The 19,530-nt window shown below is 57.5% G+C and carries 19 protein-coding genes; 15 read left to right on the top strand and 4 right to left on the bottom strand.

Features of this window, described 5'->3' with window-relative positions; genetic code table 11:
• Window positions 1-1,192 precede the first annotated feature (1,192 nt).
• Window positions 1,193-2,380, bottom strand: a complete 1,188-nt coding sequence (locus CJZ86_RS06435; protein ID WP_094585127.1) for an AAA family ATPase — start codon at window positions 2,378-2,380, stop codon at window positions 1,193-1,195.
• A 4-nt stretch (window positions 2,381-2,384) separates the two neighbouring features.
• Complete coding sequence (locus tag CJZ86_RS16560; protein WP_143594062.1) at window positions 2,385-2,669, bottom strand: hypothetical protein; 285 nt, start codon at window positions 2,667-2,669, stop codon at window positions 2,385-2,387.
• A 122-nt stretch (window positions 2,670-2,791) separates the two neighbouring features.
• On the opposite strand from CJZ86_RS16560, the gene CJZ86_RS06430 reads away from it, so the two are divergent.
• The 7 genes from CJZ86_RS06430 to CJZ86_RS16555 all read left to right on the top strand — a co-directional run bounded on the left by CJZ86_RS06430 (window position 2,792) and on the right by CJZ86_RS16555 (window position 7,499).
• Window positions 2,792-3,151: an RNA polymerase subunit sigma-70 gene (locus tag CJZ86_RS06430; protein WP_233133876.1), complete on the top strand. Its 360-nt coding sequence runs from the start codon at window positions 2,792-2,794 to the stop codon at window positions 3,149-3,151.
• A gap of 1,279 nt (window positions 3,152-4,430) precedes the next feature.
• Entirely contained in the window at window positions 4,431-4,823 is a 393-nt protein-coding gene (locus CJZ86_RS06425) for a DUF6926 domain-containing protein (protein ID WP_094585125.1), read from the top strand.
• The gene (locus tag CJZ86_RS06420; protein WP_094585124.1) at window positions 4,820-5,047 is read left to right on the top strand and encodes a hypothetical protein; all 228 of its coding nucleotides are present in this window, start codon (window positions 4,820-4,822) and stop codon (window positions 5,045-5,047) included. Before CJZ86_RS06425 ends, CJZ86_RS06420 begins: the two co-directional genes overlap by 4 nt.
• A 69-nt stretch (window positions 5,048-5,116) precedes the next feature.
• Window positions 5,117-5,467: a hypothetical protein gene (locus tag CJZ86_RS06415; protein WP_094585123.1), complete on the top strand. Its 351-nt coding sequence runs from the start codon at window positions 5,117-5,119 to the stop codon at window positions 5,465-5,467.
• The gene (locus CJZ86_RS06410; RefSeq protein ID WP_094585122.1) at window positions 5,464-5,766 is read left to right on the top strand and encodes a single stranded DNA-binding domain-containing protein; all 303 of its coding nucleotides are present in this window, start codon (window positions 5,464-5,466) and stop codon (window positions 5,764-5,766) included. The genes CJZ86_RS06415 and CJZ86_RS06410 overlap by 4 nt, the downstream gene beginning before the upstream one ends.
• A gap of 118 nt (window positions 5,767-5,884) precedes the next feature.
• Window positions 5,885-6,901 (top strand): DUF932 domain-containing protein, encoded by a 1,017-nt coding sequence (locus CJZ86_RS06405; protein ID WP_094585121.1) that lies wholly within the window; start codon window positions 5,885-5,887, stop codon window positions 6,899-6,901.
• Window positions 6,902-7,292: 391 nt separating this feature from the next.
• Window positions 7,293-7,499 (top strand): hypothetical protein, encoded by a 207-nt coding sequence (locus tag CJZ86_RS16555; RefSeq protein ID WP_143594061.1) that lies wholly within the window; start codon window positions 7,293-7,295, stop codon window positions 7,497-7,499.
• 188 nt (window positions 7,500-7,687) lie between these two features.
• Here the strand turns inward: CJZ86_RS16555 and CJZ86_RS06400 are convergent, their stop codons facing one another.
• Entirely contained in the window at window positions 7,688-7,894 is a 207-nt protein-coding gene (locus CJZ86_RS06400) for a hypothetical protein (protein WP_094585120.1), read from the bottom strand.
• Between the two features lie 597 nt (window positions 7,895-8,491).
• Here CJZ86_RS06400 and CJZ86_RS16550 point away from each other — a divergent pair.
• Window positions 8,492-8,887, top strand: coding sequence for a hypothetical protein (locus tag CJZ86_RS16550; protein WP_143594060.1), 396 nt, complete (start codon window positions 8,492-8,494; stop codon window positions 8,885-8,887).
• A gap of 221 nt (window positions 8,888-9,108) precedes the next feature.
• Here CJZ86_RS16550 and CJZ86_RS16545 read toward each other — a convergent pair whose 3' ends face one another.
• Window positions 9,109-9,588: a hypothetical protein gene (locus tag CJZ86_RS16545; protein WP_143594059.1), complete on the bottom strand. Its 480-nt coding sequence runs from the start codon at window positions 9,586-9,588 to the stop codon at window positions 9,109-9,111.
• 360 nt (window positions 9,589-9,948) lie between these two features.
• Here CJZ86_RS16545 and CJZ86_RS16540 point away from each other — a divergent pair, with 360 nt between their 5' ends.
• The 7 genes from CJZ86_RS16540 to CJZ86_RS16535 all read left to right on the top strand — a co-directional run bounded on the left by CJZ86_RS16540 (window position 9,949) and on the right by CJZ86_RS16535 (window position 19,526).
• The gene (locus CJZ86_RS16540; protein ID WP_143594058.1) at window positions 9,949-11,682 is read left to right on the top strand and encodes a hypothetical protein; all 1,734 of its coding nucleotides are present in this window, start codon (window positions 9,949-9,951) and stop codon (window positions 11,680-11,682) included.
• Between the two features lie 67 nt (window positions 11,683-11,749).
• A complete protein-coding gene (locus tag CJZ86_RS06390) occupies window positions 11,750-12,637 on the top strand; it encodes a hypothetical protein (RefSeq protein ID WP_233133875.1) in 888 nt (295 codons plus the stop codon).
• Window positions 12,638-13,198: 561 nt separating this feature from the next.
• Window positions 13,199-13,492 (top strand): hypothetical protein, encoded by a 294-nt coding sequence (locus tag CJZ86_RS06380; protein ID WP_143594057.1) that lies wholly within the window; start codon window positions 13,199-13,201, stop codon window positions 13,490-13,492.
• Window positions 13,493-13,879: 387 nt separating this feature from the next.
• A complete protein-coding gene (locus tag CJZ86_RS06375; RefSeq protein WP_094585116.1) occupies window positions 13,880-16,288 on the top strand; it encodes a type I restriction-modification system subunit M in 2,409 nt (802 codons plus the stop codon).
• On the top strand, window positions 16,279-17,520 hold the full coding sequence (locus CJZ86_RS06370; protein WP_094585115.1) for a restriction endonuclease subunit S: 1,242 nt from the start codon (window positions 16,279-16,281) through the stop codon (window positions 17,518-17,520). Before CJZ86_RS06375 ends, CJZ86_RS06370 begins: the two co-directional genes overlap by 10 nt.
• A 121-nt stretch (window positions 17,521-17,641) precedes the next feature.
• Complete coding sequence (locus CJZ86_RS06365) at window positions 17,642-18,829, top strand: AAA family ATPase (RefSeq protein WP_094585114.1); 1,188 nt, start codon at window positions 17,642-17,644, stop codon at window positions 18,827-18,829.
• Between the two features lie 40 nt (window positions 18,830-18,869).
• The gene (locus CJZ86_RS16535) at window positions 18,870-19,526 is read left to right on the top strand and encodes a hypothetical protein (protein WP_143594056.1); all 657 of its coding nucleotides are present in this window, start codon (window positions 18,870-18,872) and stop codon (window positions 19,524-19,526) included.
• Window positions 19,527-19,530: the final 4 nt, after the last annotated feature.

Genomic DNA, 19,530 nt, shown 5'->3' with positions numbered 1-19,530 from the left:
GACCGGCCCGCCATCCTCCCTCGCGTGGGGTGCGGAGGTGTCCGTGTCAAAACCCTCTTGGCCCTCGGGATCCGTTGCAGCACCTGAGTCCGAGGTTTTGACGCAGTGCGTGTCAAAACCCCCCTTGCCTTCCTGTGTGTCAAAACCTTCAGGGTTCTCGGGGGACACCAGTTCGTCCACCTCTGGGGTTTTGACACGCTCGGCGGAAATGGAGGTTTTGACACGATTCTCACCAGGCCGTGTCAAAAATGCTGCGACCTGTGGTGGCCATGAGTCTCGTCTGTCCAATTCAATAAAGACACTGTTTTCCTCTCCCCCCGCACACGCGAGGTCATTGAGCTGAAAAGAGGGGGCCTCCCCGGCTCTTCCCCGAGCACTTCAAATCCCGACGAGACCGGTCGAGGAGCACACCCCCTTGCAGCGTCAGCGCCCGTCCTAAGGCCCTCAGGTCCTCCGGGTGCATCCGTGAGGCAAATGGCGCCATCCCAGCCATTAGCTCGCCTTCCCGGGCTTTCTGGATGGCTGATGTGCGGTGTCTTCCTTCCCACCCCAACCATCGTTTTCAGGGGGAGCACCGGTCCAAGCTTGTTCCGTCCACCCGACCCAGATCTCCTCGCCCTCGGGGCCACCCCAGGTCTGCCCCTCCTCGACCGGGCCTCCATCGCCTCGCGTGCGGGGTGCAGAGGTGTCCGCGCACGTATTGGAATCGTCCTCGGGATCCGTTGCCGCAACTAGGTTCGGAATAAGTGCGTGGTCCGCGCACTTATTCCCCTCGGCCTCCGCCGCGCACTTATTGGGTCGTCCTCGGGGGGAGTGGTGCCTGGGCCTCCTTCTCCCTCCTCCGGAATAAGTGCGCGGTCGGATAAGTGCGCGATTCTCACGCCAGCGCGAAAGAAATCAGAAATCTGTGGTGGCCATGAGTCTCGGTTGTCCAAATCAATAAATGCGTTAGTCCCCACTCCCCCCGCACACGCGAGGCTGACAACGTTGGGAGGCTGACCCCTTTGCCCCGAGACCTTCACCGTCTCGAACCAGCCCATCCCATCTACCACCTACCTGTGGAGGCACTTCCTGAAGAATGACCTCTTTGGGATCCCTTCGTGCCCCTCGGCATGCAGGTATGCCTTCACCAACTTCCGCAAGGCGTTCTGAGTCAGAGTCTCCTCTCTGCAGATGAACTGATCACGCCGACTCAGTCGAACCTGGGCCACGGGTCCTCATCCGTCTCATCCGTGAGTCCCACGTTCTCGGGGGGAGCCGGGATGAAGGTCTCCTCGCCCTCGGGGCCGCCCCAGGTCTGCCCCTCCGGAACCGGCCCGCCATCCCGCCTCGCGTGGGGTGCAGAGGTGTCCGTGTCAGTATTCCCAGCGTCCTCGGGAACCGTTGCGGCGCAGGGGTTTTGAATACTGACACACCCCGTGTCAGTATTAGGCTCCTGGGCCTTGGTGTCAGTATTCCCAGCGTCCTCGGGGGAGAGAGGCGGAATACTGACACGCTCCTCGGATTTTCGATTACTGACACGATTCTCACCGCCCCGTGTCAGAAATGCAGAAACCTGTGGTGGCCATGAGTCTCGTTTGTCCAAATCAATAAAGACACGGTTTCCCTCTCCCCCCGCACACGCGAGGCTGTAAGCCTTGGGCGGCTGACCCCTTTGCCCCGAGCCCTTCACCTTCTCAACCCGGACCATCCCGTCGACCACCCACCCCTGCAGGTACTTCCTGACCGCTGACCTCTTGGGGATCCGGTCGTGCCCCTCGGCCTGGAGGTACGCCTTGACCTCCTCCCGGACCTCCTCTTCCCTCAGCGGTCCTTCGGCCGCTCTCAGGACCTCCAGGACCACCCCCGCCGGGTCGAGGTCCCCATTCCGGTTCACACCCATCCTGTGGAGCGTCGCCGTCAGATCCTTGATCTCGTAGTTCAGGTTGTGGTCCCGGGTCACCAGCAGCCTGTCCCGAGAGCGATCAAACCGGCTCTTCCCAATCGTCAGGATCCGGCTGTTGACCCCGTGCTCAGCCTCCTCCTCCTCGGTGAGCTCTCTGAGCCCCCAGGTCTCCTCCACCGCATTGAGCAGCCTGTCCGTCCCCCTGAAGTCCGACCCGTCCTTCTTCTTGTGGTGGATCCAGATGATCGCTGCAGCCGGGAAGCCATCCTCCAGATCCAGCGCCCTATTCCTCCGAGAGATGTCGTAGAGCGGCGCTGCATAAGCCCCCTCGTTTTCCTTCGCATCCCCGAGGTCGGAAACCGATCCCAGAGAGTCGATCACGATCAGAGAAGGCTGGACCTCCTTCACGATCTTGTTGAACTCACCAGGGCGATCGATCCTCCAGCCGCTGACGAGGCGAAACCACGGGTCTCCGTCTTCAGGTGCGATCCCCATCCGATCAAAGTGAAACCCCAGCCATTACTCGCTCTGATCGCCTGAGATCCACAACACATTCCCCCGAGCACAATGAAAGATCGATCGCGAGCGGCAAAGAACGTTTGCGCCAGGCCAGGACGGGGGTAGATTTTGCCATCAGATTCTGGTTCGCCGCTTGATTGGTGAGCGTCTGGAGCCATGGCATGTCTTCAGCATCCAGCACTCCTACCCACTCATCAGCCAAGACGACCAGCGGGCTGAGGCTGAAGCGGTGACCCGCAGCAGCTCGATTGAGATAGCAGTCCAAGATATTTCAACTACTGGAATACGCGCCAAAGTTGACGAATTCCAACCAGAAGTGAAACTTCTATGACCTCAGCAACCCTGAAACCCCGTCAAAGGAAGGCCGTATTGATGACGGCGGAGGGGATGCAGCTGCGCCAGATCGCGCAGGAGCTGAACATTGGCTACACAACGCTTCTCTCATGGGGACGCAACCCTGACTATGTCCGCGCGGTCGATGAAGCCCTGCAGCAACTGGAGTCGGAGGCAACCAAGGAGTTGCAGCAGGGCTACGGCGATGCGGTTCGAAAAGCCAGAGAGCTGCTGAGTTCTCAGTCCGAGTCGATCGCCTTAGGCGCAGCCAAGCTGATCATCAACACCATGAACCATGTGGTTGAGCGGCGTGAGTCGGCAGCCCGCTGGGCAGAAATGTCGGAGCAGATGGAGGTCCTGGAGCAGCGCCTGGCACTGATTGAGGTCATGCCCTCGGCGGTCGATATCGACTAGACCCGTAGGGCGGTCGATGCCCACAGCATTCCAAATCGCAAACTGGAAGTTATCTTGAGCTGGCGCTAAGGGTCAGAACAGTTGCTTTTTGATCCTATTGAGCCGCTGGATGTCTCGATCCAGACATTTTCGTCTGACCATTCACATGGCTGACTCAATGAGAAGGGATGGCGGGCCCTCGAAGGCAGTGCCAACTTCTTTCCAGCTCTTCAGTCAATAAGATCTTCCTCTCTAATCTTTCCAGCTCTTCTCTTTCACATTTATACATTTACTAGTACCTGGAAGTCTATCTACCCTCTTTAGACCTCATCTTGCGCTTCAACTCATCCCCTCTCCACAGTCACCTAGTCCTCCCCAATCGCTTGACTTATCCACCAACTACCCCCTATGTTGCTTTCAACCGATGAGACAGGACTGCGCCGCAGTCGCTCACTCTCACCGGTCAGGCTTGCAGCCCTGATGCTGACAGCCGAATAGCCTAATCCCTCTCACTACATCAGCGCTACTTGCGCACCATGCCTATGCAGGATTGCTAGCGGCCGATTGTGCTGCGCCAAAACATAGAAACGCTCCCCCAAAGTTGTACGGATCTGCAGCCTTCAGCGGCTGCTGTGACGTCAACCGGTAGGTGCAAACGAGACGCCTGACGGTATCCAATCCGCTCAGCGCAGGGCATGCGGCCCAGTAGAGACACTCGTTCGGCCAAACGACGGAGGGGTTTAGCGGGAGGACGAGGGCAGCAGATGCCCGAAGACGGATCGAGCCGGTGCGCACCTTTGTGCGGGTCAACAGGCTTCCCGTGACTAAGTCTCCCCAGCGTTGCGCCAAAACACAACAGGCGCCCATACATGCGCAGGACAGTAACAATAGACGCCAAGTCTTCCTCCTGCGGGTCCTTGCGGACCTGACGCGCTACTCCCTTCCTATGCCCATTGGGGCCCGGTGTAGCCGTCGCAGCGAGATCGAGCACGATCTCCATCCCTCTTTCCATCTTCCCAAGGATGGTTAACCAGGGATGCGGTGAAACTCCGGCTTCCAGTCTCCGGATGGGACTGAAAAGAAGAGCAACAACACTCGACAAATACCATCCAAATCCCCAATCCACCTGCATGCATTCCAGACCTCTTGGAGGTCTCTGCGTAGCAGGCAAGGCGCAGCGAGCGCCCCCCTGTGTCCCTACCAGGGGGCGCCTTGCTGTATGGCGGTTCAAATCCGCCTGGATTGGTTTGCCCCGCCTCTGTGCGGGGCTTTTTTGTGTCCCTCTGACGCTGTGACTTTTATGGCTACTTCCAGCCTCTACCTGCCAGATCCACCCCTGTGCCCCCCCGAGCCCGTTTTCCTCAAACGAAGCGAACGGGATGCACGCCATCCCTCCCTGGTCAGCCACCTCCTCCCCACACATTGGGCGTGCTATTTCATTAACGATGACCCCTCAGGTCTAGAAGACGACGAGATTGCTGCTGCCGATGCCTGGTGGGCGGAGACCTTCTCCACCAAATCCGCCACCTGCGTCGATGCCGATGAAGAGTACGGCTTCACCCGGTATCACGACGCTGCCGGTTACTGCAAGGCATCCGACTGCACTGTCTATCGCTTCCTCCTGCAGGCTCCGCCTGCTGTGCAGGCTGTGGCTCTCCCCGTTGGGTCCCCGGCGCCGCAGGCGCTGCCATGAGCGGCTACTGCAAGGTCCGATTCCGGTGCGCCCGCAGCGGCAACGCCACCGCCGGCCTGGTCCTGCCAGCCGATCGCCTCCGAGGCGCTTCCTACTCCAGCCTCTCTCGCTACTTCCCAGCTGGCGCCTTTGCCCGCATCCGATCCCCATGGCTCGACGTCTCCCCTTCCTTCGAGGAGGCGGCCGAAGCGCTCCGCTTCTGCTTCCCCGAGAACGGCCCCTGACCTTCGGCCAGGACTCTGGCTCCCGACTTCTGCTCCGCCCCCTCACCGCCTGCAGCGCAGGCTTTTTTCATGAAATTCCGCAGTGAGATCACCATCCGCATGCCCGATGGTGTGTTCCTCCCCCCGTTCGTCGTCCTCCACCAGGACACCGAGATCTTCTCCGCCGTCACGTTCCTGCGTGCCATGGGCAATCAGATCGCCTGGCATCAAAACGGCAACCTCTACGGCCTGCAGCTCTTGATCGACCCCATCCCCGAGCACGCCAGCGGAGGGCATGCCCTCCCTGTGGCCGACATGAACCGCCCAGCAGGCCCCCTCGATCCGGTGAGCGTGCCGGCGCCCAGCGAGCAGGACTTGAACGATGTCTTCTCTTTCCTCGATTCCCCCGCCTGTTGCCCCAACGGGGCCCACAAGCCATGAACGTCACCGTGCTTACAGGGACTGCCCCCCTTCCTGTCCAGCTGACCTTCTTTGATTGCGGCGCCATCCGCGCTGAGGTGCTCCTGATGGTCTCTGGAGTCTCCCCCCGCTGGGACGAGGAATCCGCCGGAGGCTTCTCCCTTCTGATCGAGGTCTGGGGGAAGCAAGCCCAGGAGCTCAGCGACAACGCCACCCCCGGGATGCGACTGGCGGCCTCGGGGCGGCTGTGCGGCAACCACTGCGGCGTACGCCTGGTGGCCGACCGGATCCACCTGCCGGCCAAGCAACTCGAAAGCTGATCCGTCCACACGGGAGGGTGGGTGTGAGCCCCGCCCCAGCACTTGCCGGTCTCTCCCTGTGAGGCCGGCTTTTTTCTGTCCTCTCTGGCGGCGGCCTACCGGCCGCAGCGATTTACCCATGTCCCATCAATTCAGCTCTGGCGTCTTCCTCAACAGCCGCCCTGCCTGGCACCGACTCGGCCTGGTTCTCGACGGCACCCTCCCGGCCCGTGAGGCGTTCCGCCTCGGTGGCGCCGACTTCCATCTCGCAGGCCGCCCCGTGTACGACGCCGACATGCAGCCCATCGAGGGTTATCAAGCGATCAGCCGCACAGATACAGGCTCCACCCTCTCGGTGATGAACAGCACCTACGAGATCGTCCAGAATGAGCAACTGATCCGTGTCGCCGAGGCACTCCACAGCGACGCGGTGATGGATGCCGTCTGCGTCCTGGCCGGTGGCAAGAAGGTGACCTTCACGGCCCGAGTGCGGCAGTCGGAAGGAGAGGTACTGCCGGGTGATCCGGTGAATCAGTACCTGGTTGGCTGCACCAGCCATGACGGGACGATCGCTTTCTCCGTTTTCTTCTCACCCATCCGGGTGGTGTGCCAAAACACTTTGTCTGCTGCCCTGGGGCTTTCATCAGCGAGAAGCCGGCGCCAGCAGGGCTGCCGCATCCGCCACACCCGCAATGCCAACGCCTTGATCAGCCGGCTCCCCGAGTTGATCGATCTGCAACGCCAGCAGTTCAACGGCGGCCTGGCCGAACTCCGCGCCATGGCCGCCGCCCCCTGCACCGCCACCCAGTTCCGCCAGTACGTCGAAACCCTCTTCGCCGATCAGCTGCGGGGGGCTATCAACGACCGCCGAGGCGATGCAACGACAAGCCGGCCCCGGCGTCTGGAGGATCTTCCCGCTTGGGAGGGCCTTTCCGCCAAGTTCGAAGGCCAGGCCATCGGCAGCGACATCCCCGGCGTGCAGGGCACGATGTGGTCCGCCTACCAGTCGGTAACCGAGCATCTGAGCCATGAGGCCGGGAGATCGAGGGACCCGATCGAGGCGGCCCGCCAGCGGCTGGAGGGGCTGTGGTTCGGTAAAGCCGCCGCCACCCTGACCCAGGCCCATGAGCTGGCGCTGGCGGCCACCCGCAGCTGAGAGCCTGCGGCAGGGAGGGGGCCTACGACCAGGGGTGGGACGAAGCGAGGCAAGGCAAGGCAAGGAAAAGGGCAAGGGCTCTGACTCCTTGCCCGGTCTGTGTCCACACCAGCGGCGCTGTGACGACCACTGGCGCCCCTTGATGCTGGCAGGTCTGGCGCTTTCCCCCCGAGCCCGTAGCTCCTGGCGCTCTGGCGCTGGTCAACCACCTGGGGCGTGGCGGCGGTGCCCATTGCCCCCGAGCACGTCAGCAGCGTCCTGCCTCTGTCGACCAGCGCATCCAGCCCCCTACTGAGGTCGCATCCGCTGGCGAGCTAACCACCCACAGGCACCAATCCCCAACCAACTCGTTCCGAAACCTTCCAGCACTTGAACGGTGCACATCCTTCCCATGACTTCCTACGAACCCAACTTCTGGACCACTGTCGCCACCTTCTGTCGCGAGCTTGCGCCGATCAGCGGCCCCTTGCTCGATTGCATCGGTCAGACGGCTGCGGCGATCGAGCGAGCAGAACACGGGACACGATCCCTCCGAGCAGGACTCGATCTGGACCAACTGCAACTGCTTCCCCCCGAGGACGAAGAAGATGAGCCATGAAGCCCCCCGTGGCGGAGCGCTCCGATAGGGGGCCACATCAGCTGACACCAGCCGTTCAGTGACTGATCGGTTCAACGGGCCGGGGCGGGATGCCCTTGGCCAGCTCCGCCAACATTCCGTCCACGCCCCATCCGCCGGGGGAACAGCCAGCAGGGGCCCAGAGCAGGTCAAGGAACGAACTCGGCGCTTCAGATCACCCCACCCGGGCTGGTGGCATCCAGTACCGCCAGCAGCTGTTCCAGCACCGCTCGCGCTGCAGGGCTGTGCTCCGGGTGGTGCACCACAGCGAAGACCCGCGACGTGAGGCGGGCCTCGATCTCCTGCAGGCTCACCGTGCAGTCCATCAGCAGCTGGGTGCCGATGTAGGCGGTCGTCAGGGCATGGCCAGGACGCAACTGCCATCAGGGCTCCCAATGAGGGCCGCAGCAAAGGACCCAAATCCCTTCCGGTGGTGTCAAGGAGCCGCCAAGGCTGTGAAAGGGAGGCGCAGCCGAGCCAAAATAGAAAGACGGACTTGCGCAGCCCTTGAGGCCACACGCACCATGAAGAGGCCTGTGCTCAGCCATACACCACAGGGGCGGGTTGCGTACAGCGGCAGCTCCTCTCCGATGTCAGGGGCGCCTCAGGGAATGCTTCGGTCGCTCTGATTCAGGGTGTTTTCGGAAAGCCCCTTCACCAGGCCTTCCCTGGATATTCTGCCGTACTGACTTTGTGTAACTACTGGAAAGGTTTTTTACGGACCCGCATAAGGCGCCTGGGTTTGGAGGATCTCGTCCAAGAACCAGAGCCATGACAGGGGTTTGACAGTGTTTCCCTCAGGGCCGACCGCTCTAACGCGGCAGGAACGGGTCGTGTTTCGCACTTATGCGTAACCGCCCATGTAGTAGTTCGGCCTACAAACCCTCCTGACAAGTCTCGGCGCGAGTTGTTTGCTAGGTGCGAAATCTGGCGCCTAGACTGATTTGGTTCAGCGCCACTGCCAACGGACCGACATGACTGCAGCATTCACTCCGATAAAGATCATTGGGCTCAATGACCAGGCGTCGAGCTCCTCAGATGAAGGAGCCGACATGATGCGTGTCGTTCTTGATCTGTCTGAGCAAGCTCCACCAGATTGGGCAGAGTACTTCAATCATCGCTGGAAACAGCACATCTACATGAAGAAGTCACGCGCGCAGGTAAGCGGAAAGTGCCTAGAGATTGACTGCATCTTGGACGAACTGGAAAAGACCCATCTGCCGGAGCTTCGCACTGTATTTGAAGAAACCAACGCTGCGTACGCAACGTTCTATGCGAAAAGAGAGGCCGCTCTCCAAGCAGAGCAAGCAAAGCGCAACGCAGAGGCTGCAAAGCTTGCGGAGATGAAGAAGACCATCAAGTTCGACTAAGTGCGGCCTAACCGATTGCCGAAGTTGATCCGCTACTGCAGCGATCTCTTGGCCGCCCCAAATCTATATGGGAGCAGGCCTTCCGCAGCCAAGCTCCGTTTGCCCACGCAGGCATGTTATCTCGAACATTAGGCCTGCTCCAGCAGGTCTTGACAAAAACCAGAGTTTATTCCCCGCTGATCTGATGATGCGACGAGTGCTGCTTTGGAAAAGATAGATCGTTAGTCGTCCCTGACTGTTATTAGAGTGCTTACTTCACGCCCACCAGGGTAGCCGCCCATTCTATAAAGAACGTGAACTGTATACACCCCGGTCTCGGGCAGCAACCTAGATCTCTGCAGCTCGCATACTTCCTTGTCATAAGGAACCATGTCGCAGTTTAACACCCTTCCAGATGGCGCAGTTATCGCATATGTATACAAATCTCCTCCCTCTACGTAGATTCTCTGGCCCTGCTTGCCAAAAACCTTGAATACATGGTCTTGTTTAACAAATCCTGACCAGCCTGCGGCAGTCTTGCCTTGAGGGAACGTGATTGTAGTTTGAGCGCTCGCCGGACAAATACTTCCTGCTATATATATGACTGAAGTAACAACGCAAAGGAGAAAGAACTGGAGTGCAGGATTCTTAGATATAGACCTCATCGGTATTTCATAGATTGGGCATAATGGAGGAATTCTAATAAATCCTGTGTATGCCATGGGTTGTCAGGTGCAGTGGCCGTTGTCTTTCAGGATAGACCAAGGCAGTATCATTGTGCCTAACCTTTGGTGCCGGCTCGGCTGGAATATTCTTGCCATAGGGAGGCGAGTTTTATTTGTCCTTGGTTTCTAGCAAAAACTCCTTTTGGATGAGCAACTGGGCGCAGGTCGCTGCATGCTTACCTGGTTGCCACTAGGACACTTGTTCAAGCAAGGCCTAACCATGCCATGCACCTGAGCCGCCTCCAAAAGCTCTCTTTAACACCTTGGGGCACGGCGGCCAGGTGATGGCAAGCGTTAGCTTGAATCAGAAATTCCCCTATGATCAGATTGCAGTCCATTTCAGGGCCTCAAGAACCAATGAATCTTGACCAATGGCTGCGGTATGAAGACCGCATAAACGCCCACTTCAATCCATTTCATGGAGCTGAAATCAACCTGGTCGATTTTCACGTTCAAGAAGATGGGTCATTCGATCAGCCAACTTGGAGGAAAGAAGAGTGGCTCATTCGATCTGCGATTACTCCGGTCCATGATGCTGCCTTAGTTGCAGAGCTAGCCCGATCACCCGACTACTTAGAATTTGAGCAGGGATGGTCTTGTGCCGACAAATTTGACTTTGGAAACCATCGCAGACTTGGCGATGCAGTCATCTATCCAATATCCGATATCTTTCTGCACCCAATATCCAAGATACTAGCTGTCTCTCCAAGTAAAGACTTCTGCAGATACCACGCCCTTGAGGAGCGGGAAGCTGGGAAGTATTATCACCCAGTGGCAGAAATACTAGTCGCGCAATGCTCGGTTGTCGAGCACACAATTTTTGATCCTACCCCCAAGGTCGTCATCCACAGGGACTTTTTACGCGATTTCTTGTCTGCAGGTGAGATGTCGTTGATAATTTCGGTTGTGGTAAATAGATTTGCGAACTCTGAAGCAGAAGCCGACTTGGGCATCATGCAGAATGATGAAATCCAGCCAGAGGAGCATGAATCTATCTGTACATCGATCCAAAGCCCTGAAACAACACACGGGAAATTCTTTCGAGGTCGCTCAATTCTTCTACGAACTCTAATCGTTGATCCTTGTGATGAGCCACGATATGATAGAAGTCCTTGGTATTTCTCACGTATTGAGCACCCAATCGAACATCAAGAGCTGCCCCTTTTCATTGTAGATGACGAAGGAACAAAGAAGAAGCTTCTACCATCTGGAGACTTGAACGCCTATATGCGCAATGGAATAGGACAATATGGCTATCTCTGGTTTCGAGCTGAAGTCCTAAGGAAGTATCTCAATACGCCCAGGTATAGTATCTATTTCTGTATGAGGAATTGGGGGCAAGCGTCACTTCCTGGGGAAAGGGGCGAGATTGACGTGGGAATCAACTCATTGGGACTGGTTACAGCATTTGCACCTGACATTGCTCAGTTGCCTGCTGAAGAACAAGCCTACTGGGCTTCATTCTCCTCGTATCCAAGCGGTGAGGTGTGCGAAGAACTCTTTCAAACTCGGATGCAATGTAATCCACCTTTGTCACCTAGCACCACTGAACTGATACGCGAAGCAAGAGACTGCCTGGGAGCAGTTGTTGAATCTAGGTTCGGGGTGGAACTCTTTGATACCAATGAACCTTCAGAGAAAGAAAGGGCAATGCTAAGCGTTGGTCCATTGCTGAATGATTTCTCTGAAGTCGCAACACTGGCAAAGATATTATACAAATGGATATTTGAAACCATGTCAATTCCTGCACTCAGAACTGTATGCCTTACCCTTGGTCAAGAAGTCGACAGTAAACTGCGGCAGATAAAGTTGTTGGAGAAAGGTCTCATACTGATTGGACTGTCTATTGAAGAATCCAGGGGCTTAACCGCTCCGTTTGCTGGGCTTTATGATCTAAGGATTGTTGACGCTCATATTGGGTCTATAGACATAGATGCTTCAATGAGCCTAATGGGCGGTTCATCTCAGACGCAGGCAAGAGGTGCTTGGGGGCTGTGTGTTGACTCGGTCACACGAAATCTCAATGAGATTGCAGCTCAATTTAGAACTAACCAACCAAGCGAAAATCCTGATTCAGAAGACGGTTGCTGAGGCTAGGTTCTATGCCGAGATCTCGTCCCGCATCTGATCTGGAGCATTAGGGTTCACCAATTTGTCCGTGACACACATGCTGAGTAAACCGACCCTCATCCGGCTTGCAGACATGATCTGCGGCAACGAGCCGTTCACTTACTTCCGCTACCGAAGTTCAAGCTATCTAACTCGCTTCTTTATCGGGATAGACCTCGACTACACCCACGATGGCTCAACAAGAAATGTCTGGGTTGAAGAAGTTCTTGCAGAGCTAAACGCTAAACAGCCCGCAGCGCCTAGACTACCCTCGCGGGAAATCATCTCTATCATTGAGCACCTGCTCCATCCCGATCACTTTCTCTTTGATCCAAGACTTGATCGAACTAAGGCAATAGATGCCGTCAAGACCAGTCTAGAATCCGCAAGCCTGACAATCGCTGAACTCCCAACTGGCCTAGTTCGCGTATGTCCGCTGAGCGGGGAGTTCATCTCGACTGCATTCGACACGCCACCTACAGAGCGACTACTGACTTTCAAGCCAGAGATATTCAAAGTGCCTGAGAAGTCGGTAAACCCGAAGCTGGTTTCCGTCATGATGCCCTTTAATGCGGGGTTTCGAGGAACATATCAGTCAATCAAGAAGGTGGCTGATTACATGTCGCTGGAGTGCCTGCGCGCCGACGACATCTGGGACAACGCTACTTTCATGCAAGACATCTTTGATCTAATATTCAGCGCACGTGTCGTTGTCGTTGACTTCACTGGCAGGAATCCAAATGTGATGTATGAAACCGGGATTGCGCACACACTAGGGAAGACCGTTATTCCTATTACGCAGTCGATTGATGATATTCCTTCTGATCTGGGGCATCATCGCGCCTTGAAGTACCTTCCAAATGAAGAGGGTTACAGAAATCTGTGCAATGATTTATACAAACGACTCAAAAGCATAATGGACTCGCATTACGCCTAACCAATCCATGCAGCGGACGCTAAGCCCTGAGGACTCTACCAATAGTGAAAGCCTCTTGCTCAACCGCTGAGGGGCAGCGTTATCGCCACAGTTTCACAAACCTCGCCGGGTTTGTTGCGGTGTAGCGAACGGTGTGCTGAATGTTGCGGTGCCCGAACACCCGAGATAGCCCTGAATGAGCCGTTTGTCTGCGCCCTGGTCGGCGAAGGCAAAACTGCAGCCGTGGCGCTATGTGGGGATGAACCGCCACCGGCAACCGACCCTTCTCGGCGTACTTGTGCAGCATCAGGTTGACGAGCGCGAGGTGCAGGGGCTTGCGCTGCTAACTGAGGAAGAACGCCCGCCCTGGGACGTTGATCTCCCAATGACCATGCCATCCCCCTCCCCCCATGGACAGCCCGGACACCCCGGACAGGCTGTCCCCCTCTCAAAGTTCCCTGTTATGCAGGGGAGAGGGAGGTTTCATCAATAAGCTGTTTGTGGGAGGTGTCCGCCCTGTCCGGGCAGTCCGGGGTGAGGGGTGGCTTGAGGAGAGCGGAAATGCGCTGCCCTGTCCGACCCTTGTCCGGCACAGCCTTCGGCATGTCCGATCAATGCCGGTACCGGATGGCGCTCGGGAGCCTCTGTTGGCATGTGGCCACAAGCCTCGGCATTCTGCTATTGGGCGTGATCGAAGCCTCGAAGGCCGTCACCACCGTCAGCAGCATCGAGGCGCAGACCTCCGCCTACGCCGAGAGCTCCCTGGCGGCGTTCTCCCAAGGGCGTCACCCTCAGAGGACGGATACGCCTGGCGATGCCTCTGAACCAGAGCGCCCAGAACGCCTGCACCACCTGCCGTTTCGGAATTGCTTCTGATGATTGCCCCCTTGGAACCCCCAATGCGGCACAACACAGGTCAAACTGCACTTCAGTGGTCCCTCTGCTTCTGTGCCTCAAAGGTCGCCTCGTTCTTCGCAGGGAGGGAAGAGCAATGCCGGTCAAGGGTCTCCAGAGTGCCAAGCAGGCTGCGAAGATCCGATGACCAAGCAGGTTGACAAAAGGCCTGGTGCCCTCTTCAGCGGACTCGTAGGGCGGGACACCTTGTCCCTGACCGTTGAATCAATCTTCGGATACAGCACGCCAAGGCGATGGATCCAAACCATGTGGCGACGTACTGATTCGATGGCCATGCAGCTTGATTCAGTTAACACTCAAGTATTCAACACTCAACTGACCGAAACAAACGCGGAGGCCGCCTGAACCATGGCGATCCGTAAATCCGAGCTGTATTCGAGTCTCTGGGCCAGCTGCGATGAGCTGCGAGGCGGCATGGACGCCAGCCAGTACAAGGACTATGTGCTGGTGTTGCTATTCCTCAAGTACATCAGCGACAAGTACGCCGGCCAGCCCTATGCGCCGCTGGTGATCCCCGAGGGCTCCGGCTTTGAGGCCATGGTGGCCCTGAAGGGCAAGGTGGAGATCGGCGACCGCATCAACAAGGAGATCATCGCCCCGCTGGTGGCGGCCAACCAACAGCTCAGCCAGAGCGACTTTCCCGATTTTAACGACCAAGCCAAGCTCGGAAGCGGCAAGGAGCTGGTGGAGCGGCTCACCAACCTGATCGCCATCTTCGAGAAGCAGGAGCTCAACTTCTCGCGCAACCGGGCTGACGACGACGACATCCTTGGAGATGCCTACGAATACCTGATGCGCCACTTCGCCAGCGAAAGCGGCAAGAGCAAGGGGCAGTTCTACACACCAGCGGAGGTGAGCCGCATCAAGGCCCAGGTGCTGGAGATCGACAAGGAGGCCACCTCCGCCGACACCACGGTGTGCGACCCCACCTGTGGATCGGGGTCATTGCTCCTGAAGGTGGCGGCCCAGGCCCGCACGCCGGTGACGCTCTACGGCCAGGAGAAGGACGCGGCCACCAGCGGCCTGGCGCGGATGAACATGATCCTGCACGGCAACCCCACGGCCACGATCTGGCAAGGAAACACGATCGCCGACCCGAAGCTCACCGAGGGTGATCATCTCAAGCAGTTCGACTTTGTGGTGGCCAATCCGCCGTTCTCCGATAAGCGCTGGAGCACAGGCCTGGATGCGGCTAAGGATCGCTACGGGCGCTTTGAGGGCTTCGGCATCCCACCGGCTAAGCAGGGCGACTATGCCTACCTGCTGCACATCGTGCGTACGCTCAAGAGCACCGGCCGTGGCAGTTGCATCCTTCCCCATGGTGTGCTGTTCCGCGGCAACGCCGAAGCCGAAATCCGCAAAAACCTCATCCAGCGGGGCCTGATCAAGGGGATCATCGGCCTGCCGGCAAACCTCTTCTACGGCACGGGCATTCCCGCCTGCATCGTGGTGATCGACAAGCGCGATGCCGGCAGCCGCGAGGGGATATTTTTGGTGGATGCCAGCAAGGGGTTCATCAAGGACGGGCCCAAGAACCGCCTGCGCGAGCGCGACATCCACAAGATCGTGGATGTGTTCACCCGCCAGCTTGAGATCCCCGGGTATTCGCGCTTCGTGCGCAATGAGGAGATCGCTGGTCACGACTACAATCTCAACCTGCCCCGCTACATCGACAGTTCAGAAGCAGAAGACCTGCAGGACATCGAGGCCCACCTGCGCGGCGGCATTCCCGAGCGCGACATCGACGCCCTGGAGGCTTACTGGCAGGTGTGCCCGCAGCTGCGGGAGGCCCTGTTTAGGCCCCTGCGGCCCGGGTATCTGGAGCTGGCTGTGGCGCCGGGGGAGCTGAAGGCCACGATCACGGCACATCCCCAGTTTACCAACTTTCTGGCGGGAATGGCCGAGCACTTTCATGCCTGGCGGCAGCAGGCGGCGGCCCAGCTGCGGACCCAAGAGCCGGGCTGCCACCCCAAGGCGGTGATCCGCGAGCTGAGCGAGGGCCTGCTGGCCCATTACCTGGGCCAGCCGCTGATAGATGCCTACGCCGTGTACCAGCTGCTGCTCGACCAGTGGGCCGAGACGATGCAGGACGATGTATATGCGATCAGCGCCGAGGGCTGGAAGGCCGAGCCCACCCGCGTGATCGAAATTGACAAGAAGGGCAATAGCAAGGACAAGGGCTGGGCATGCGACCTGGTGCCCAAGGAGCTGCTGGTGCGGCACCTGTTTGCTGATGACCTGGAGCTGATTGAGGGGCTTCTTTCCCAGCTGGAGGAGGCCAGCAGCCGCCTGGCGGAGCTGGAGGAGGAACACGGTGGCGAGGAAGGTGCCTTCGGCGAGCTGGAGAAGGTGAATAAGGCCAACGTGAATGCCCGCATCAAGGAGATCCGCAAGGATCCCGAGGCCGTTGAGGAGCTGGCGGTGCTGAAAGAATGGCTGGAGGTGAGCGAAGAGGAAGCCTCCACCAAGAGGGCCCTAAAGGCCGCCGAGGCCGAGCTCGACGACCAGTCCTACGGCCGCTACGACAGCCTCACGAAGACCGAGATCCGGGAGCTTGTTGTGGAGGGCAAGTGGCTGGTCAGCCTGGAGCAGGCAGTGGCCTCCGAGGTGGAACGGGTGAGCCAGGCCCTCACCAGCCGCCTCAAGCAACTGGGCGAGCGCTACGGCGAGGCCCTACCGGTGATCAGCGACCGAGTGGAGGAACTGGAAGCACGGGTGGCCCAGCATCTGCAGCGGATGGGGTTCGCATGGAATTGAAGCCGGGCTACAAACAGACAGAGGTGGGCGTAATCCCAGAGGAGTGGGATGTGAAACTCTTGCCTGATGTCTTGCTTTTCCGCAGTGGCAAAGCACACGAGAAGTTCATATCTGATACAGGGGCCTTCGTCTGCGTAAACTCCAAGTTCATATCAACCGACGGCAGCGTTCGCAAGTATTCAAGAGAAAACTTGAGCCCTGCTAAAAAAGAAGACATCCTGATGGTGATGAGCGACCTTCCAAATGGCCGCGCTCTTGCGAGAGCCTACTTTGTGGAGGCGGACGACACCTATGCAGTCAACCAACGGGTATGCGCACTAACTGCGTACAACGATTGGCCAAAGTACTTGTTTTACGTCCTTAATCGCAATCCATACTTTCTCAGGTTTGATGACGGTGTTAGCCAGACACACCTGCTTAACAACGCATTCCAGAAGTGCCCGATTCATATTCCTGCGAGCGTGACAGAGCAGCGCTCTATTGCAGCGGCGTTGAGCGATGCGGATGCAATGCTAACCGCGCTGGAGCGATTCATCGCCAAAAAGCGCAACATCAAGCAGGCCGCCATGCAGGAGCTGCTCACCGGCAAGCGGCGGCTGCCGGGGTTCGAGGGGGAGTGGGTGGTGAAGAGGCTTGGCAGCGTGATCAGTAATCTAGAAGCAGGCGTTAGTGTTGTGTCTCAGCCAGGCAATGATCACCCAGGCACAGGCCGCTTCGTTCTCAAGACATCAGCGGTAACGAATGGCCAGGTGATAGCCTCGGAAAGCAAGGAAATTACAGCCGCTGATCTTTCGCGCGCCAAGACTTCGATCCGGAAGGGAGACCTGATTATCAGTAGGATGAATACGCCTGCGCTAGTAGGCGAATGCGGATACTCTGAATCGGATTACCCAGGTTTGTTCCTGCCAGACCGCTTATGGAGGGTGGCTTACAGAAACCCTAATGCCGTCTCCTCTCGGTGGCTTGCATATTCGCTTTCATTTGATCAAAACAGAACGTGCATCAAGGAGCTGGCTACGGGAACAAGTGGAAGCATGAAGAACATCTCCAAACAGGCTCTGCTTTCCTTGAGCATTCAATGGCCCACATTGGCTGAGCAACTGGCGATTTCAGAGTGCCTATCATCACTGGATGATGAGCTGAATACACTAAACATCAGGCTCGATAAAACACGCGCTCTCAAGCAAGCCATGAAGCAACAGCTCCTCACCGGCCGAATCCGCCTGCGATGACACTCCACCGCATCCCAACGCCCCGATCAGCCCAGCCGCCAGCTCTGGCGGCCATGGTGGCTTTGGCTACCCTTCATCGACATAGATTCCGCTGCCAGGCCTACAGCCACTCTCCCAAGCCATGACGCTGATCCAGCGAATCGACATTCATGCCTTCAAGTCCATCCAGAAGGCCAGCCTGGAGTTGGGTGCTTTTAATGTGTTTGTCGGGGCCAACGGTAGCGGTAAGTCAAACATCCTCGAAGCGATTGGCGTTCTTGGCTCGGCAGCCTTTGGTCGAGTCGACGATGAATCACTCTTGCGCAGGGGCGTGCGCCCTGGTTTGCCTGATCTCTACAAAACGTCGTTTCGGGGTCACACAAGACGAAACGCCATTCGTTTCGGTGCCCACACGGGGACAAGCAGCTACGAGGTGGAGCTCAATAATCCAAGCACCCAATCTACAGCATGGGCTTTTAAAACCGAAAAATGGATCAGTAGTGGTAAGAAAATTGTAGGCCGCTCTCCCCGTTCTACAAAGCTTCCAGCACTTGATGCATTCCGAGGCCTTGCAGCCTTAAAAGATGTAGAGTCAGTGGGTCACACAGAAGGCTCTACGCTACTCTCTCTGTTACAAGACTATTCCATCTATGCTCCAAATACGGCAACACTCAGAGGCATTGTCTCGGATCCCCAGACCCGGCAACCAGTCGGCCTCAGCGGGGGGCGGCTCGCTGAGGCGGTAGAAGAGTTGCATCGGCTTGCACGCAAGACTGAAGCACTTGAAGAGGTCATTGAGGACATTCTTGAGTTAGTTGACTGGGTAGCCAGCTTCGGATCTAGACCCGGTTCAGCTGAACTCCTTTCACCATCCATCCCAAGACCATCTCAGGTCTTGTTCTTCCGCGATCGCTTCATGGCCGATCGGCGCAATGTACTAAGCGCTTATGATGCTAGCGAGGGCGCACTATATGTTCTTTTCGCGGCTGTTCTCGCAGTCCACCCCGACGCCCCTAGGCTCTTGGCCATCGACAACTTTGATGCCACGCTTAACCCACGGCTAGTCCGGTCACTTACAGCCAAACTGGCTGAGTGGTCTATTACAAATGGGCGCCAACTTCTACTTACATGCCACAATCCTCTTGTTCTCGATGGCCTCTCACTCCAGGATGAGCGAGTACGGCTATTTGCGGTTGACAGATCATTCGGGGGGATGACCACGATTAATCGTGTGGTTGTGGACGAGGCCCTGCTTGGCAAGGCCCAGGAAGGCTGGCCACTTTCACGCCTCTGGGTGACGGGGCATCTGGGGGGTATCGCGAATGTATAACATTCGGTTGGTGTGTGAAGGCATTACAGACCAAAGGGTCTTGGAGGCCGTTCTGTTTGCTCATCTCAAGCAACCCTCATTCAGACTCAGTAGAATTCAGCCAGATGAATCTCTGTATGGTGGCGATGCAGGCCCCCATGGTGGTGGCTGGAAAGGAGTACGCGGTTGGTGCAAATCTGTGCAAGCCGCCGGAGGGCTTGAGGCTATTGGAGCACTAAGGCCAGACGTTCATCTACTAATTATTCATGTCGATGCTGATATCGTGCTCGACAAAGAGCATGACGCTGCAGGACTATGTCCACCGCCGGAGAATAATATTTTAGCCGCTGAGGCTTTAGTCATGGGTTGGCTTGGTCTGGTGAATCTCCCTGAGAATGTTCTGATCTGGGTTCCTGGCATGGCAACCGAAGCTTGGCTGTTGCGTGCCATCTTCCCTGACTTGCCCGAATCTCGCAGTTGTCTCACCAATCCACTGCCTCCTGCATGTGTGGAATGCCTAAAGGATCCTGCTGTGGCCTTGGAGGGGAAACAACCGAAGTTTGTCAGGCGAAAAGGAAAAGATCTAAGAAAGATCGCAACTGCCTATCGGGATGCGCACCCAGCTCTGGCTGAGGCCTGGGGTAACCTTGTTGACTCTCTATGGTCTGCCGGCCGCTTGCAGCAGGGGCTTTCACGCTGTATTCCAGCTTCGATATAGCTGG

The sequence above is a fragment of the Synechococcus sp. BO 8801 genome, assembly GCF_002252675.1.
In the GTDB taxonomy this organism is placed as follows: Bacteria; Cyanobacteriota; Cyanobacteriia; order PCC-6307; family Cyanobiaceae; genus Cyanobium.
Note: the sequence above shows the minus strand (reverse complement) of the source record. Positions and strands in the feature narration are given on the sequence as shown.

What these genes read in the sequence shown, in the direction of transcription:
- CJZ86_RS06365 (WP_094585114.1), top strand. Translation starts at nt 17,642, where the DNA reads ATGACGCTGATCCAGCGAATCGACATTCATGCCTTCAAGTCCATCCAG.
- CJZ86_RS06435 (WP_094585127.1), bottom strand. Translation starts at nt 2,380, where the DNA reads ATGGGGATCGCACCTGAAGACGGAGACCCGTGGTTTCGCCTCGTCAGC.
- CJZ86_RS06430 (WP_233133876.1), top strand. Translation starts at nt 2,792, where the DNA reads ATGCAGCTGCGCCAGATCGCGCAGGAGCTGAACATTGGCTACACAACG.
- CJZ86_RS16555 (WP_143594061.1), top strand. Translation starts at nt 7,293, where the DNA reads ATGACTTCCTACGAACCCAACTTCTGGACCACTGTCGCCACCTTCTGT.
- CJZ86_RS06425 (WP_094585125.1), top strand. Translation starts at nt 4,431, where the DNA reads ATGGCTACTTCCAGCCTCTACCTGCCAGATCCACCCCTGTGCCCCCCC.
- CJZ86_RS16540 (WP_143594058.1), top strand. Translation starts at nt 9,949, where the DNA reads ATGAATCTTGACCAATGGCTGCGGTATGAAGACCGCATAAACGCCCAC.
- CJZ86_RS06405 (WP_094585121.1), top strand. Translation starts at nt 5,885, where the DNA reads ATGTCCCATCAATTCAGCTCTGGCGTCTTCCTCAACAGCCGCCCTGCC.
- CJZ86_RS06415 (WP_094585123.1), top strand. Translation starts at nt 5,117, where the DNA reads ATGAAATTCCGCAGTGAGATCACCATCCGCATGCCCGATGGTGTGTTC.
- CJZ86_RS16545 (WP_143594059.1), bottom strand. Translation starts at nt 9,588, where the DNA reads ATGGCATACACAGGATTTATTAGAATTCCTCCATTATGCCCAATCTAT.
- CJZ86_RS16550 (WP_143594060.1), top strand. Translation starts at nt 8,492, where the DNA reads ATGACTGCAGCATTCACTCCGATAAAGATCATTGGGCTCAATGACCAG.
- CJZ86_RS06370 (WP_094585115.1), top strand. Translation starts at nt 16,279, where the DNA reads ATGGAATTGAAGCCGGGCTACAAACAGACAGAGGTGGGCGTAATCCCA.
- CJZ86_RS06420 (WP_094585124.1), top strand. Translation starts at nt 4,820, where the DNA reads ATGAGCGGCTACTGCAAGGTCCGATTCCGGTGCGCCCGCAGCGGCAAC.
- CJZ86_RS06375 (WP_094585116.1), top strand. Translation starts at nt 13,880, where the DNA reads ATGGCGATCCGTAAATCCGAGCTGTATTCGAGTCTCTGGGCCAGCTGC.
- CJZ86_RS06410 (WP_094585122.1), top strand. Translation starts at nt 5,464, where the DNA reads ATGAACGTCACCGTGCTTACAGGGACTGCCCCCCTTCCTGTCCAGCTG.